This is a genomic window from Faecalibacterium taiwanense (assembly GCF_036632915.2).
Taxonomy (GTDB): Bacteria; Bacillota; Clostridia; order Oscillospirales; family Ruminococcaceae; genus Faecalibacterium; species Faecalibacterium taiwanense.
In genome coordinates this window covers 1136286-1151613 of the sequence record NZ_CP155552.1, presented here as the reverse complement: position 1 = coordinate 1151613, position 15328 = coordinate 1136286, and the positions used below count along the sequence as shown (strand labels likewise).

Sequence of the window (15328 nt, the reverse complement as noted above, 5' to 3'; positions counted from 1 at the left end):
CATCACTCCGTTTTCAGCCCGCCGTGCCGCCGCAGGCTGATGGATGCCGCCAGTTCTTTTCTGTTGTCCATCCAGTCATAGCTGCGCAGGGCCAGAACATTTTTATACTGCACAGCATCCGGCTTTGCAGGGGAGGCCATCAGCCACTGCACTGTGACCTGTTTTGCCAGTTCTACAGTTCCATTGACCACGGCAAACTGCCGGTTGCCCACAGTCAGCCGCACAAGACAGCCATTCCGGGTGCGCAGCATTTCCACCAGAGCCGGTGTGCACCGCAGCTTTTGTGCTGTGTTCACCGCCATTTCTGCTGCCAGAAGTGTCCGCTCTGCTTCCAGTGTACAGGCCGTTTTAGGGTTTGTGCGCAGGTCTGCCACAAGCTCCACAGTCTGCACGCCCCGCCGGGCAAGCTGGTTTTCCACTGCGTTCTGGGCAGAAGCTCCGCCCCGGAACAGCACCACGGCGGTATCGTTCTGGGTGACGACCACTGCCGGCGCGTTGGCGCTGCCTACAAGGTCGATGTGCACCACATCCCGGCTGAGAGCATTGCCCAGCCCGATGGAAACAGCTGCCGCCAGCAGGATGCATGGCCCTGCCACCCGCAGCCGTACCCGCCAGTGGAACGCCAGCCAGCACAACAGGATCAGCACCAGACACACGATGGCTGCATAGGCCGTATCGAAGTAGATTCCCGCGCCCGGTTTTGCAGAGATCCAGACGGCCCAGCGGTCGAGCAGGCCGGTCAACGCCGCAGACGCTGCGGACAGCACCCCATACAGCGGAGCAAGAGCGGGTACCAGGCCGGCAAAGGCCGTGCCAAGGCCCAGCAGCATCATGGGCTGGATGAGCCACAGCACCGCCACACTGGATGCCACCGCATAAATGCTCACACTCAGCCCGCGCAGCACCAGCACCGGGAATGTGGCCACCGAAGCACAAAACGAGATACAAATGCTTTCCGCAAGGCCCCAAAGACGTTCCGGCAGTTTGAAATACCATGGGCGCTTCACCGGATTTTTCGCGTTTTTCCAGAACTGGCGGTACCACGCATCCCGGGCGCGGCGGATGCACACACCGCCTGCCACCGTGCCCACCACCGCCGCAAACGAAAGTTCAAAGCCGATATCGCACACTGCATAGCTGTTGCCTGCGGTCATAACGATACCTGCCACCGCCAGAGAGGTAAGGGTATCCGGCGGGCCGTACAGCCACACACCCAGTGCACCGACCCAGACCGCCACTGCGGCGCGGCATACCGAGGGTGTGAAGCCGGTCACGCCCATCAGCAAAAAGGCCAGCAGACTTCGGAATACCGCCCGGCATCTGCGCCTGCGGTAGCTCTGCTCCCACTCGTAGGGCAGGAGTGTGCTGAGGATATCACCGCACAAAATGGACACATGCATTCCGCTTACTACCAGCACATGGGCAAGACCCGCGCCCCGGTAGGCGCTGCGCATGGCCGAAGACAGATAACTCCGGTCGCCGGTCGTCATGGCAGCCAGCACACCGCCGGTCTTGCCGTCCATACGGCGGCGCAGCGACGCACTGAGCCTTTGCTGCAGGCGGTGGGTGCGGGCGCGGAAGCTGCCGCTTTCGCCCAGAACCGTAAGCTCCGACCCGTCCTCGTCCATTTCCGCCTGCAGAGCGATGCCGTCCGCATACAGGCCGACCCGGCTTCCGGATGCCGGGGCCGACAGTATAAATCTTCCCTGCACCCTTTCCCCGGCTTTGCACTCCGGCAAAGCACTGCACTCCACCCGGAAGGATTCCGCGCTGCCGTTCACTTTCTCTACATGCAAAACCGCATCCACGATACCGGGATCGTAGGAATCCGCCGTGCTTTCCACCTCTGCGGTCAGCACCAGCGGACGGCCTGCATATTGCACACGGATGCGCTCCAGCCGGTTTGCCGTGTGCAGCACCGATGCCATACCCACAGCAGCACCCAGCAGGATGCAGAGCGCTGCTTTGCGGGCAGCATCAAAGATGCACAGCACCAGACAAACGGCAACAAAAAATGCCGCAAACGGCACAAAAAGTTTCGTTTGCGGCAAAAAAGCGTACACTAACTCCACACCCAGCATTCCAGCGCAGAAAACGCAGAGCGGGCGTCGCATTGCAGCTTAGTGGAAGAACAGAGGCAGCGGCTCCAGGAAGATGATATCCTTGCGCTCAGCTGCATCGCCCTCGGCCAGAACAGCGGCCTGGCCCACAATGGTGCACTGGGTCTGCTCAGCCAGCGCATCCAGAGCCTTGAGCGAACCGCCAGTGGAAATGACATCGTCCACCACCAGAACGCGCTTGCCGCTCATCTTGTCCAGTTCCTTGCGGTCGATGACCAGCTTCTGCTTACCTGCGGTGGTAATGGACTGATCCTCCACCACCACGGGGTCGGTCATATACAGCTTTTCGCCCTTGCGTGCGCAGACGTAGGGCTTGCCGCTCTGGCGGCTCATCTCGTGTGCCAGAGGGATGCCCTTGGCCTCGGCGGTCAGCAGGATATCAAAATCCGGGCACTTCTTCAGCAGTTCAGCGGCAGCAGCCACGGTCAGCTCGGCATCACCCAGCATGATAAAAGCAGCAATGTCCATGTGGTCATTCACCTTGCAGATGGTCAGCTCACGGGTCAGGCCTGCAACGTGCAGAGTATAGGTCTCAGCCATAATTCAACGCTCCCTTTTTATTGGAATCAGACAGGCAGCTTTTCGCCGCCCAGAACATGGAAATGCAGATGTTTCACGGTCTGGCCTGCGTCCTCGCCAACATTGGAGATGACGCGGTAGCCGTTGTTCAGGCCCTGCTCCGCAGCCAGCTTTGCGATCACTGCAAAGATATGGCCCAGCAGTGCGCCGTCCTCTTCGGTCAGCGCAGCGGCAGAGACAATGTGCTTTTGGGGCACCACCAGAAAGTGCACCTTGGCCTGCGGGTTGATGTCGTAAAACGCCACCACCTGCTCGTCCTCGTACAGCTTCTTGGAGGGGATTTTCCCCTCCGCGATCATACAGAACAGACAATCTTCCATGGGAAACAACTCCTTCCTGATATTTTATAAACGTCCCCGCCCTCTCAGGCCGCTTTGCGTCCAGCTCTCCCAAAGAGAGAGCCCTTGGCAAAACCATAAACTTTGGCAGCGCGTCAGCGCTGACGGAGAGGGCGAACCCGTTTTCTTATTCGCCCAGAGCCTTCTTGACGATGGCGCCGACAGCAGCCAGAGCTTCGTCGATCTTGGTCTCATCCTTCAGGCCGGCCATTGCAAAGTCCGGCTTGCCGCCGCCCTTGCCGCCGGCAATGGCAGCGATCTCCTTGACCAGAGCACCGGCCTTCAGGCCCTTTTCCTGTGCCTGTTTGGTCACAGTGACAGCCATGGTGATCTTATCCTCAGCCTTGCCCACCAGAACCGCCACAGCGGGCTTCACAGCCTTGTCGCGGATGGTATCGCACATGCCGCGCAGGGTGTCGCCGGTGGTGCCGGTGAAGTATGCAGAAGCGATCTTCACGCCGCCGATCTCCTCGGCATTGTCAAACAGGCTGGTCACCTTGGAAGCGGCGACCTGTGCCTTGATCTCTTCCAGCTCCTTGGCCAGAGCCTTGTTCTCAGCCATCACGGCCTCGGCACGGACGGGCAGAGCGGTCACGTTGTTGGCCTTCAGGGTGCTTGCCACGGTATGCAGCATAGCCTCCTGCAGGTTTGCACGGATCAGCAGGTTGCGGCCGGTGACAGCCTCGATGCGGCGGATGCCCGCAGCAACGGAGGCCTCGCTCACGATCTTGAAGCCGCCGATCTGGGCGGTGTTCTTCACGTGGGTGCCGCCGCAGAACTCGGTAGACCAACCCTCGATGTCCACAACACGCACGACCTTGCCGTACTTTTCGCCGAACAGAGCCATTGCACCCAGCTTCTTGGCTTCCTCAATGGGCATTTCCCGGACGGTGACGTTCATGGACTCGTAGATTTTATCGTTCACGATCTTCTGCACGCGGGCCAGCTCCTCGGGAGTGACAGCGCTGAAGTGGGTAAAGTCGAAGTGAGTGATCTCTGCATCCTGATAGGAGCCTGCCTGATGGACGTGGTCGCCCAGCACTTCACGCAGAGCTGCCTGCAGCAGATGGGTGGCGGTGTGGTTGCGGGCAATTGCCATGCGGTATTCCTTATCCACCTGAGCGGTCAGGTGGTCGCCCACCTTCACGATGCCGCTCTCCAGCACGCAGGTGTGGACGTAGTAGCCCTTGGGGGTCTTCTTCACATCCAGCACGCGCAGGCTACAGTCGGCGCTGTTCAGCATGCCGTGGTCCGCAGCCTGACCGCCCATCTCAGCGTAGAAGGGAGTCTTATCCAGAACCACCAGCACGCCGTCCTTCGCTTCCTCGTCGGTAGCAATGGCATCGGTCAGAGTTTCTTCGTCGCTCAGGGCCACCACAACACCGGTGTCGCACAGGGTCTCGTAGCCGGTAAAGACGGTGGGCTCTGCATCCAGCGCACCGAACAGATCCTCGCTCCAGCCGGAGATGTTCTTCTTCAGGCGCTCTGCACGGGCACGCTCCTTCTGCTTGGTCATTTCGGCGTGGAAGCCTTCCTCGTCGATCTCAATGCCCTGCTCTGCAGCGATCTCCTTGGTCAGATCCAGCGGGAAACCGAAGGTATCGTTCAGCTTGAACACATCCAGACCCTTCAGCAGGTGCTCATGTGCCTTTTCCAGACCGTCGATCATGTTGTTCAGGATGTTCATGCCGGCATCAATGGTACGGGCAAAGTTTGCCTCCTCGGTGCCGATGACCTTCTTGATATAAGCATCGTGCTCGCGCAGCTCGGGGTATGCGCTCTCGCTGGACTGGATGACAGTCTCCACCAGCTCCACCAGGAACGGGCGGGTGATGCCCAGCATACGGCCATGGCGGGCAGCACGGCGCAGCAGGCGGCGCAGCACATAGCCGCGGCCCTCGTTGGAAGGCAGGATACCATCGGACACCATGAAGGTGCAGCTGCGGATGTGGTCGGTGATGACACGGATGGAGATATCGGTCTTGTCGTCCTCGCCGTAGGTCTTGTTGGCAATGTGCTCTACATGGTGCAGCACGCTCTGCACGGTGTCAACCTCAAACAGGTTGCCCACGCCCTGCATCACGCAGGCCAGACGCTCCAGACCCATGCCGGTATCAATGTTGGGGCGTGCCAGACGCTCGTAGTGGCCCTTGCCGTCGGCATCGAACTGACTGAACACCAGATTCCAGATCTCCATATAGCGGTCGCAGTCGCAGCCCACGCCGCAGGTCGGCTTGCCGCAGCCGTACTCGGGGCCGCGGTCAAAGTAGATCTCAGAGCAGGGGCCGCACGGGCCGGAGCCATGCTCCCAGAAGTTGTCTTCCTTGCCCAGACGCACCATGTGGTCGGGGGCGATGCCCACCTTCTTGGTCCAGATATCGTAAGCCTCGTCGTCCTCTTCGTACACAGAGATGTGCAGGCGGTCCTTCGGAATGGCCATCCACTCGTCAGAAGTCAGGAACTCCCATGCCCAGGGAATGACCTCCTCTTTGAAGTAATCCTGGAAGGAGAAGTTGCCCAGCATTTCAAAGAAGGTGCCATGACGGGCAGTGATACCCACGCGCTCGATATCCGGGGTGCGGATGCACTTCTGGCAGGTGGTCACGCGGTGACGGGGCGGCTCTTCCTGAGCCAGAAACCACTTTTTCATGGGGGCCATGCCGCTGTTGATCAGCAGCAGGCTGGGGTCGTTCTTGGGCACCAGCGGGAAGCTGTCCAGACGCAGGTGGCCCTTGCTCTCAAAGAAGCTCAGGTACTTTTCACGCAGTTCATTCAAACCGGTCCATTGCATAGGTTTTCTCTCCTCGATTGTCCTTGGCGTTTGCACGTCAGATTTATGATTATGGCAGACGGGGCGGGTGGGCGCAGAAAACAAAAAACAGCCCCATCCCAAAAGGGACGAGGCTGCCTGTAAACTGCTCCGTGGTACCACCCAAATTGCAAAGGATAAAATGTGTCCCCTGCCGCTTTCGGCGCGTTAACGCTGCGCTGCGTCCGACTTGTGTCGCCGGAAGCTCCGGGGCGGCGCAAAATGGAACCGGCCGGAACGCCTTGCAGCTGGAAGCGCTCTCTCTGAACGGCGGTGTGCATTTCTGACCCCATCATTGCCATCTGTCATAATTTTACATTCCGCAAAGCAGACACAATGCCCCTTTGCGTACAGCTAAATTATAGCATACGCAAAACGTTTGTCAACGGTTTTGAGCAAAATTTACGGCACCCAGATGCGGACGATGCTGCTGATGGTGCCATCCTCGGTAAAGACCAGGGTGTTGTTGGGCATCCAGCCGTCCGGCTCGGCGTTGACGGCCTCGGCCACGGCATCGGCGCCGTCCGTCTCCACGGCGGAAGCCTGCGGGTCGGCCGAGCTGTCGCTCAGGGTCACGCCCCCGGCCAGAGGCAGGGTCACCTCGCCCATCTCATAGTAGACGGGGTAATCGTCAAAGGTCACGGTGCGGTACACATCGTGGTCCAGCGTCAGCTCCACGCCGCCCGCTTCGATGCCGCCGTTGATGGTCACATAGCCGTTGTCGGCATCCCTGTCGATGCTGGTCACAGTCAGCTTGGTCACGGTGGTGTCGCCCTGGTCGTGGATCCGAAGCACGCTGCCCTCCTGCAAGGCGTTGATGTCCTCGGGCAGGTAGCTGTCGTAGCCGTATACGCTCAGGGTCGCCTGGCCGTCGGCCACCTTGGTGATGCTGGCTGCAAACTTGTAGGAACCCGTCTTGATCTCGTTCAGATCCCCGGCGTCGATGGGCAGCACATCGCCCATCTCACCGGCTGCTTCGGACGAAGCCGCACTGCTTTCCACGCCGGAAGCCGGTGCGCTTGCCGCGCTGCCTGCGGTGCTGTTGCTGCTGCCGCAACCTGCCAGAATGCCCACTGCCAGAATGGCCGTAACGGCCAGCACCTTTTTATTCAGTTTCATATTCTATGCCTTCTTCTGTTGTTGTCGGGGCGGTGTTTTCCGCACCTGTCTCGGTATCATACGTCACCCGTGCGGAAAAGTCAACATTTCCTTTTCTCTGCGCTTGACGCGCGGTTTTTGTTCCGCTACAATAAAAACGAATCAAGAACCCATTCTATTGCAACTGATTTTAAGATAGAGAGGAATTTCCCGTGAAAATTTTAAAAGTAAAATGTCTTGCCCCCACCCGGCTGGACAACTACCTGATGCAGCAGTACCCGGCACTGAACCCGGGCCGCCTGAACAAGGCCCTGCGGGAGAACAAGATCAAGCTGAACGGCAAAAAGCAGCCGCTTTCCACCCGCGTGATGGCCGGTGATGAGATCAAGCTGTTCATTCTGGATGAAGTTCTGGATGCGGACCGCCGTGTGGACGGCCCGGCGTGGAAGAATGCCCGCGGCCCGGCACAGGTGGTGTATGACTGCCCGCAGATCGTCATTGTGAACAAGCCCGCCGGTCTTGCCGTGGATGGTCCGGAGGATGATACCCTGCTGAACCGCACCCTGCTCTACCTGAACCAGCAGGGCGAGTACAAGGAGAACGACCTGTACACCCCGGCGCTGTGCCACCGGCTGGACACCGGCACCAGCGGCCTTGTCATCGTTGCCAAGACCCCGGAGGCCGAAGAGCTGTTCCTTGCAGCCATCAAGAACCGCGAAGTGAAAAAGACCTACCTCTGCGTCACCTTCGGCCGTCCGATGCCGCCGGATGCCACTCTGGGCGGCTATCTGCTCAAGGACGCGGACCGCGGCATCGTGAAGATCGTGGAGGACAAGCAGCCCGGTGCCAAGGAAGTGGAGACCCGGTACGAGACCATCGCCGTCTCCGGTCGTCTGGCCCTGCTGAAGGTGCAGCTGATCACCGGCCGCACCCATCAGATCCGCGCCCACATGGCCAGCATCGGCTGTCCCATTCTGGGCGACAGCAAATACGGCAACAACACCGCCAACCGCGAGCTGAAGCTCAAGTATCAGGCCCTGTGCGCATGGGAACTCACCATGCCCCGCTTCACCCAGCCGGATTTCGAGTTCCTCAGCGGCAAGACCTTCCGCGCACCAAAGCCCTGGTATTACAGTCAGGTACTGGACGGAACCCTGAAATAAGCTTTTTTACAACAAATTACAGCAAAAAAGAAATCCCGGAAGTGTATTCCGGGATTTCTTTTTTGTCGTTTATGATTTTACTGGAATAGACCGCCAAACCAGCCCAGAGTGGACTCAGTTGCATTTGCAAAGGCATCCTGAACTTCCTGAATACTGTCCAGCAGCTTGGTGCCCTCGGTATCCTTCACCGACCAGTAAACGCCGCTGCTTGCCGAGCCATCCGAAACCGTGAAGTCACTGGTAAAGCAGAGGTTATCGCCCTGAGAATCGGTCACGATCACCATGTAGGTGTAATTGCCTGCGGGCAGTTCGCCAAAGCGGATGGAGCTGTCCAGCGACTTGAAGGAGAAGATCGCCGTATTGGGTGCCGCCTGTGCAGTGAACACCGTCTGGTCGTTCTCGTCCAGCACTGCCACCTGCACATTGGTCAGGGTGGTGCCCAGCGCAGCATTTGCAGTGCCGGTCAGCGCCATGCCCTTGCCCGCACGGACATTGATGGGGTAGCTCATGCCTTCCAGACGCAGGCCGTCAGCCTCTGCAGCAATGGAGTTGTGATCTGATGCCACATACCAGTAGCAGGAGGACCTATTGACCGAAACGCTGGAGTTTTCCAGCGGGATGCGTCCGGAAGAGATGTTGCCTGCCGGATCGGAGCAATAGAAGTTGCCGTTGGTGTAGTCGGTGAGTAGCACTGCATGGGGCTGGCCGCGGTCATACAGCACGATGCCCTCCGGGTGCTGCGAAAGCAGGGTGATCAGGGTCTGCACTTTTTCCTGTTTGCGGGAGGGCAGTGTGCCGTAGCCCACCTGCATCTCCTTATATGTAAAGCTGTGGGAAAGCCCGTTGGACCATGCTGTGGAACGGACACTGTTCTCGGTCACAGTGGACCAGTCGGTCAGGCCGTCAAAATAGGCACGACGGCGCAGCATCATGGCTGCGGATGCCAGTGTGCAGGTGCCGCCGCGGCTCTGCTTGAAGTAGAAGCCTGCGTCCACGTTCAGATCAACCGCCAAGGCCGCCGGCAGGCAGGTGAGCATAAACACCAGTGTCAGCACAAGGCTCAGCAGTTTTTTACGGGACGGTGCAGCAGTATTCACGGGTAGGTTCTCCTTTCAGCTTCCATGGCTTGTTACGTTTACCACCATAAAGTATACCAACCTGTTACCCTTTTGTAAACGTTTGTGAAGCTTTTTTCTCAATATCAACACGTTTGGGCAGTTTTTGTTGGAGAGAATGCACAGTTTCCGGCAAGATATTCTACATTTTTTACAAAAATCCCGTCCTGACATTTTTTCAAGCGCACCGCATTTTGCATTCTTTTTTCATTTTCTGACCACGCTGTGGGCAAACAAAAAAGCTCCACAGACGAACAAATTCGTCTGTGGAGCTTTTGGTCCAGCAGAGCTGGACAAATCCGAACTTGTCGGGGCACGGCCCCTCCATCTTGCTTGCGCAAGACCGTTCTGTTGCTCAAAAGCCCCACTGGGGCTTTCGTTGCTTCGCAAACGCAAACTTTTTTCTCCGCAATCAGCGGTCAAAGCGTCCTCAAATCGGACGGTTTGGGTGCCATCCTTGTAGTTGAACGTGATCAGCATCCGGTCATCGTACAGAAAAATGGCATTTACAAAAATTTCGATCAGCGCTTTTCTCTGCTTTTTCTGCGAAATATCGAACTTTCTAAATTTCATCAGCCAGAATCGGATGAAATCCTCATTGAAGCTGGGCTTCTTCAATTTTTCATCTGCGATTTTTACAGTCAGCTCACCTTTCTGGCTTTCCAGCGCTTCCAGACGCTCTTTCGTTGTCCGGGCGTACAAGCCGTCCTCGATCGCCTTCATCAGGTTGTCCAGCTTTTTGTTGACCTCTCGCAGTTGCTTTTCCAGCAGCGGGATCGTTGTGTTCTCCTGATTCTGGACATCCATGACCAATTGAACGATCTTGTCGATCACCGCATCGTCCTGAATCAGCTTCATGGTCTCCCGAACAACCAGATCTTCCAGCCAGTCCTTCTGCACGGTCTTTTTGTTGCAGCCCTTACGCCGCTTGACGTTGGCGCATTTATAATAATAGTAGGTGCGCCCGGTGGCACTGGTTCCGCTTTCGCCGAACATCAGCGCACCGCATTTGCCGCAGAACAGCTTGGTGGTCAGCAGATATTCCTCGTCTGCCTTGCCACAGGCAGGGGCACGCTTGTTCTTATCCAGACGCTTCTGCACCCGGTCAAACAGGTCTTTCGGAACAATAACCGGAATTGCATCCGGCACAACGATATCCCGGAAAGACAGTTCGCCAATGTACCGGCGGTTCTTGAGCATGGTGTTCACGCTGCTGTGAGTCATTTTGCCGCCCAGCATATTGCGGACACCCTTGTCGTTGAGGAAGTTTACGATCTCCACCATCTTATCGCCGTTATCATACCGCTGAAAGGCTTCCAGTACCAACGGAGCGGTCAGCGGGTCAAGATGATAGAACTTGTCATCGTCGATTTTATAGCCGATGGTTCCCGTACCGCCAGTGCACTTTCCCTTCAAAGCATTCTCCGTCTGGCCACGAATCACCTTTTCGGACAGCTCTGCCGAATAGTATTCCGCCATACCTTCCAGAAGGGTTTCCACCAGAATGCCCTGTGAACCCTCGGCAATGGGTTCCATAACGGAAATCAGGTGGACACCGTTCTTTTTCAGGATCATCTTATAGTTTGCGCTATCAAAACGATTCCGGGCAAAGCGATCAAATTTCCAGACGAGAACAATATCAAACAGTTTTTTGCCGCTGTCTTTGATCATCTGCTGGAATTCCGGGCGATTGTCCGTTTTGGCAGAGAATGCACGGTCAATGTAGTGCTTGATGACCGTGATGCCGTTCTTTTCCGCATAAGCCGTGCATTCCCGAATCTGGCCTTCAATGGATTCTTCACGCTGGTTATCACTGGAATAGCGGGCGTAAATTACGGCGGTCATAGGCTCACTTCCTTTTTCTTATCGAACAGACGGGTAGCTTTTTGCATACTTGTAAATCTGCCGTGCACAGTCAAGGCTCATTTTGCTGGAATCGTTGTGTTTGAGCCATGCATTCACATTGCCCGGATTCAACTTCAAGTCTGTGTAAAGGCGATAATTCGTCAATTTCTTTTTCTGTTGAAGTTCCAATACCCGGCGATGGATCAGATCTTTTGTGTCATTGTCTGCAAGAGCAGAATCTCGTACTGAACAATAACTGCGCCAGACTTTCCAGTAGCCCTCCGGCAATTCCGGCGACTGATTTTCCAGAAACAGCAGCATTTGCGCCAGTGAATAGCGGTTGGAAAGCTGCTCATATTCCGCAGCAACAGTGCTGTTCGCGGTGTAGCGGAGCAGCAGTTCTACTTTATCATAGGCCAAAGCATAGAGAAACAGCGGTTCTTTCAGGCGGGGATTCTCGCTCAGACAATCTGCCAGCTTATGAATACTAGCCGTCTGCACCCCGGAAAGCTCTGCCACATACTGCTTCAAGAAACCCTCAAATGTCAGCTTTCGCATGGTCTCCACCTCTCCACATACTCCTGATAACGGATATAAAAATCCCGATACCGCCAGTCGTTCAAGATGCTGGCTTTCAGTTCATCTTCATCCGTTGCAAGGTGTTCCAGCAAGGCCCAATTCAAAGAGTTCCGCACAGCTTCGCTCTCTACGTCTACCTTGTCGGTGTCCCGGAAAGAGCAGAGCTTTGCAATCACTAAGTCTTCCAGACTGGGTGTGTAGAACTGCACCTTTGTGCCACCAAAGGGCAGCGGCTGCAGCCGGTCTTGGAAGTTGTACGGAAAATTGTCGATATAGGCTTCCACATCGGTGTTGATGTCGTACTTACCGAGCAAGCTGTACAGTTCTTTTGGAACGCTCAAGGCATCAATATCATGGGTAGCGCGGGTCAGCTTGCCCAACAAAATAAACGCACTGCCACCCACAATCACCATCTGATAGCGGTCGTTATTGTCGATCATCAGGTCTGCGTCTTCGTCCAGACGTTCCAGACGCTTGCGGAGGTCATCTAAAATCATCTTTCCCATAAAACAACCTTTCGTATTTTCAATAATAGTATTTTCTAAAATTATTTTACAGGAAGGAAATCTGATTGTCAAGCACAAATCAACGACATTTCATACAATTCATACTACCATGTTGTCAGTCCACATCTCACACTGGCTAATGACCGTGCTGATTGCCGTATCATAATCTTCCGGTGGATACTTATATTTTTTCAGCAAGTGCTTCACCATCTTACGCATACTCGCACGGGCAGTTTCTTTTTTCTGCCAGTCTATCGTCCGATTTTTGCGCAGCATTTCCGTAAGTTCTCTGGTCAAGTCAATCAATTCATTATTTTGATAGAAGTCCTTTATGTTTTCCGGCTTTGTCAGAGCATCGTAAAAAGCCAGTTCTTCCTGCGTCAAGCCCAGCTTTTTACCGTTGTTATACAGTTCTGTAATCTCCTGTGCCGTTTTCAGAAGTTCCTTGATGACCTCCTCGTTTGTAATCAAGCCATTGTAGTAAGAGTTCATCAACTGTGTAATCTTTTCTGAAAACTTCTGAGACTGCACAACATTTGTCCGTTTATACAGTGAAACTTGCTCTGCCATAAGTTTTTTCAAAATTTCTACGGCAATGTTCTTTTCCTTCATTTTTGAAATTTCATCCAACACCGCCGGGTCAAACAGGCTGATATTTTCATCCGCCTGCTTGCTGTCAAACAAGCTGATAACGCCTTGGCTCTGGATACTCGCCTTTAGCAACTCATTGATTTGAGCATTGATTTCTTTCAAAGAAAGTGTCTTGCCGCCACTCCCACCATAGGTGATCTTCACCACCGTAGAACGGACTGCTTCCATATAGGCCGCTTCATGTCGCTCCTGCTCCGTGGTCATGCTAGAGCACAGAGAGTGCGACTGTTTCAGCAGCAGAGCTTCTCGCAGGAACAGATCTTTGCGCTTGGGTGCTTTTGCGTCCAGAACAAAGTTTACGCCGCCAGTGACCAGCTTTGCCATCATCAACGGAGAACCGCCAATAAATCCGCTGAAATCAAAGCCGTGCAACAAATCTTTGCACACCTGAAGCTTTTCCTGAAACTTTGGATAAGCAACTTTGGCAATGTCCATATCGCCATATCGGGACTGGTCACGCTTGGTATACTCCTTCATAGCGGCTTTGAGGGCAGATGCAATGCCAACGTAATCTACAATCAAGCCGCCCTCTTTGTCCTTAAACACGCGGTTGACACGCGCGATGGCCTGCATCAGATTGTATCCGTGCATTGGCTTGTAAACATACATCGTAGCCAGTGAAGGCACATCAAAACCTGTCAACCACATATCCACAACAATGGCAATCTTCATCGGGTCATCGTTGTCTTTGAATTTCCGGGCAAGTTCTTCTTTGTGAGATTTTGTACCGATGATTTCTTTCCAATCCTCCGGGTCATTGTTGCCACCCGTCATAACTACGCCGATTTTTTCGTTCCATGTCGGGCGCAGCTCCAGAAGTTTTCGATAAATCTTCATCGCAATCGGGCGCGAATACGCCACGATCATCGCCTTGCCCGTCAAAAGATTAGCGCGGTACTTTTCGTAATGGTTGACAATATCTTCGCACAGGGATTGAATGGTAGAATCTGCCCCCAGCACACTCTCCATCTGCCCCAGCATCTTTTTGCTTTTTTCAATCGTTGCAGCGTCCGATTGCTGTTCCAGCGCATCGTAGGTCGCATCAATCAAGGCCAGCGTATTTTGGTCGAGGTGGAGTTTGATAACACGGCTCTCGTAGTAAACCGGACGCGTTGCACCATCTTCCACCGCCTGTGTCATATCGTAAACATCGATATAATCACCAAAAACTTCACGCGTATTTCTATCTTTTGCCGAAATCGGCGTTCCCGTAAAGCCTATGTAGGTTGCATTCGGCAGGGCATCATGGATGATTCGGGCATTTCCAATCACTGTATGTGCTTCTTTTTCACCCTGTTCATTTTCTTTGATGACAATTTTCTCATCAAAACCATATTGTCCGCGATGGGCTTCATCGGCCATCACCACAATATTCCGCCGTTCGGAGAGCGGCTTCTCGCCACGCTCGAACTTGAACATCGTGGTGAAGATGATGCCGTTTGCTTCTCGGCCATCCAGCAGCTTGCTTAGATTTTCCTTGCTGGTTGCCTGTACAGGTGTCTGGCGCAAAAACGGCGCGCACCTGGCGAACTGCGTGTAGAGCTGATCGTCAAGGTCAATGCGGTCCGTCATCACAACGATGGTGGGGCTATCCAAAGCTTCTTGCAGTAAATGGGCGTAGAATACCATCGACAGCGATTTCCCGCTGCCCTGCGTATGCCAGAACACACCACCCTTGCCATCCGTTTTAGTGGCAATCTTGGCCTTTTCGATAGCTTTTCGCACTGCAAAATACTGGTGGTATCCAGCCAAAATTTTAATCGGCTTCTGCCCATCGCCGGAAAACAGGATAAAATTTTTCAGAATATCTAGCAACCGGGCTTTCTGGAACATCCCCTCATAGAAGGTATCAAACTGCGCATACGCCGTATTTTCGTAATCGCCATCCTTTGTTTTCCACTCCATAAAACGGTCAAGTCCAGAAGTGATTGTTCCCGCCTTATTGGTCGAAAGGTCGCTGATTACGCAGATTGCATTATAATAGAACATCGAAGGGATGTCCTTTATGTAGTTCCGAATCTGGTTGTATGCGTTTTCTGCGCCCACTTCGTCCTTGGAAGGACTTTTCAGTTCCATCAAAACCAGCGGCAAGCCATTGATAAACAAAATAATATCCGGGCGGCGGTTGTTTCCATTTTCCACGAAGGTATACTGGTTTACCACATAGAAATCATTTTTGTCTGCATCTGCATAATCAATCAGCTTTACTACCGAAGACCGTTCTTCACCCTTGACTGCATATTTGACAGTGATGCCGTTTTGCAGATAGTCCATAAAAATAATATTCTTCTGCAATAGGCTTCCTGCATCAAAATCATTCAGTTTCAGGATGGCTTCATCAATTGCCACAGCCGGAAGGCTGCGATTCAGCCGCACCAGACAATCCCGCAAAACATCGTCCAGTAGCGGGCGGCTGTAATCCGTCCGGTTCATATCAGGAGCATAAATGTGGGTGTAACCCATATTTTCAAATAGCTCTACGACCGCTTGTTCAAAGGTATCTTCGGTAAATAAAAGCATGATTT

General features: G+C 54.4%; 11 protein-coding genes. 1 reads left to right on the top strand and 10 read right to left on the bottom strand.

All coding sequences use genetic code 11. The features are described 5' to 3' along the window. Positions 1-2 precede the first annotated feature (2 nt). From PXT33_RS05815 to PXT33_RS05795, 5 genes are all read right to left on the bottom strand, one after another. Complete coding sequence (locus PXT33_RS05815; RefSeq protein ID WP_332376090.1) at positions 3-2051, bottom strand: ComEC/Rec2 family competence protein; 2049 nt, start codon at positions 2049-2051, stop codon at positions 3-5. 69 nt (positions 2052-2120) lie between these two features. Next, positions 2121-2660: a phosphoribosyltransferase family protein gene (locus PXT33_RS05810; protein ID WP_005946272.1), complete on the bottom strand. Its 540-nt coding sequence runs from the start codon at positions 2658-2660 to the stop codon at positions 2121-2123. A gap of 26 nt (positions 2661-2686) precedes the next feature. Then, a complete protein-coding gene (locus PXT33_RS05805; protein WP_332376089.1) occupies positions 2687-3019 on the bottom strand; it encodes a histidine triad nucleotide-binding protein in 333 nt (110 codons plus the stop codon). Between the two features lie 145 nt (positions 3020-3164). Next, positions 3165-5828 (bottom strand): alanine--tRNA ligase, encoded by a 2664-nt coding sequence (alaS, locus tag PXT33_RS05800; RefSeq protein ID WP_332376088.1) that lies wholly within the window; start codon positions 5826-5828, stop codon positions 3165-3167. Between the two features lie 420 nt (positions 5829-6248). Then, positions 6249-6965 carry a hypothetical protein gene (locus PXT33_RS05795; protein ID WP_332376087.1) on the bottom strand — a complete coding sequence of 239 codons (717 nt, stop codon included), beginning with the start codon at positions 6963-6965 and terminating at the stop codon, positions 6249-6251. Positions 6966-7156: 191 nt separating this feature from the next. Here PXT33_RS05795 and PXT33_RS05790 point away from each other — a divergent pair, with 191 nt between their 5' ends. After that, a complete protein-coding gene (locus PXT33_RS05790; RefSeq protein WP_332376086.1) occupies positions 7157-8107 on the top strand; it encodes an RluA family pseudouridine synthase in 951 nt (316 codons plus the stop codon). A gap of 77 nt (positions 8108-8184) precedes the next feature. Here the strand turns inward: PXT33_RS05790 and PXT33_RS05785 are convergent, their stop codons facing one another. From PXT33_RS05785 to PXT33_RS05765, 5 genes are all read right to left on the bottom strand, one after another. Further along, positions 8185-9204, bottom strand: coding sequence for a hypothetical protein (locus tag PXT33_RS05785; protein ID WP_332376085.1), 1020 nt, complete (start codon positions 9202-9204; stop codon positions 8185-8187). Between the two features lie 225 nt (positions 9205-9429). Continuing rightward, positions 9430-11067, bottom strand: coding sequence for a recombinase family protein (locus tag PXT33_RS05780; RefSeq protein WP_332376084.1), 1638 nt, complete (start codon positions 11065-11067; stop codon positions 9430-9432). An 18-nt stretch (positions 11068-11085) separates the two neighbouring features. Next, a complete protein-coding gene (locus PXT33_RS05775; protein ID WP_332376083.1) occupies positions 11086-11586 on the bottom strand; it encodes a transcriptional regulator in 501 nt (166 codons plus the stop codon). A gap of 26 nt (positions 11587-11612) precedes the next feature. Then, a complete protein-coding gene (locus PXT33_RS05770) occupies positions 11613-12152 on the bottom strand; it encodes a DUF6036 family nucleotidyltransferase (protein ID WP_332376082.1) in 540 nt (179 codons plus the stop codon). 99 nt (positions 12153-12251) lie between these two features. Continuing rightward, positions 12252-15323 carry a type I restriction endonuclease subunit R gene (locus PXT33_RS05765; protein ID WP_291016035.1) on the bottom strand — a complete coding sequence of 1024 codons (3072 nt, stop codon included), beginning with the start codon at positions 15321-15323 and terminating at the stop codon, positions 12252-12254. Between the last annotated feature and the right edge of the window lie 5 nt (positions 15324-15328).

Excerpts from the sequence above, each read along its gene's own strand:
- PXT33_RS05810 (WP_005946272.1), bottom strand. The coding sequence starts at position 2,660 with ATGGCTGAGACCTATACTCTGCACGTTGCAGGCCTGACCCGTGAGCTG.
- PXT33_RS05770 (WP_332376082.1), bottom strand. The coding sequence starts at position 12,152 with ATGGGAAAGATGATTTTAGATGACCTCCGCAAGCGTCTGGAACGTCTG.
- PXT33_RS05795 (WP_332376087.1), bottom strand. The coding sequence starts at position 6,965 with ATGAAACTGAATAAAAAGGTGCTGGCCGTTACGGCCATTCTGGCAGTG.
- PXT33_RS05765 (WP_291016035.1), bottom strand. The coding sequence starts at position 15,323 with ATGCTTTTATTTACCGAAGATACCTTTGAACAAGCGGTCGTAGAGCTA.
- PXT33_RS05805 (WP_332376089.1), bottom strand. The coding sequence starts at position 3,019 with ATGGAAGATTGTCTGTTCTGTATGATCGCGGAGGGGAAAATCCCCTCC.
- alaS (WP_332376088.1), bottom strand. The coding sequence starts at position 5,828 with ATGCAATGGACCGGTTTGAATGAACTGCGTGAAAAGTACCTGAGCTTC.
- PXT33_RS05780 (WP_332376084.1), bottom strand. The coding sequence starts at position 11,067 with ATGACCGCCGTAATTTACGCCCGCTATTCCAGTGATAACCAGCGTGAA.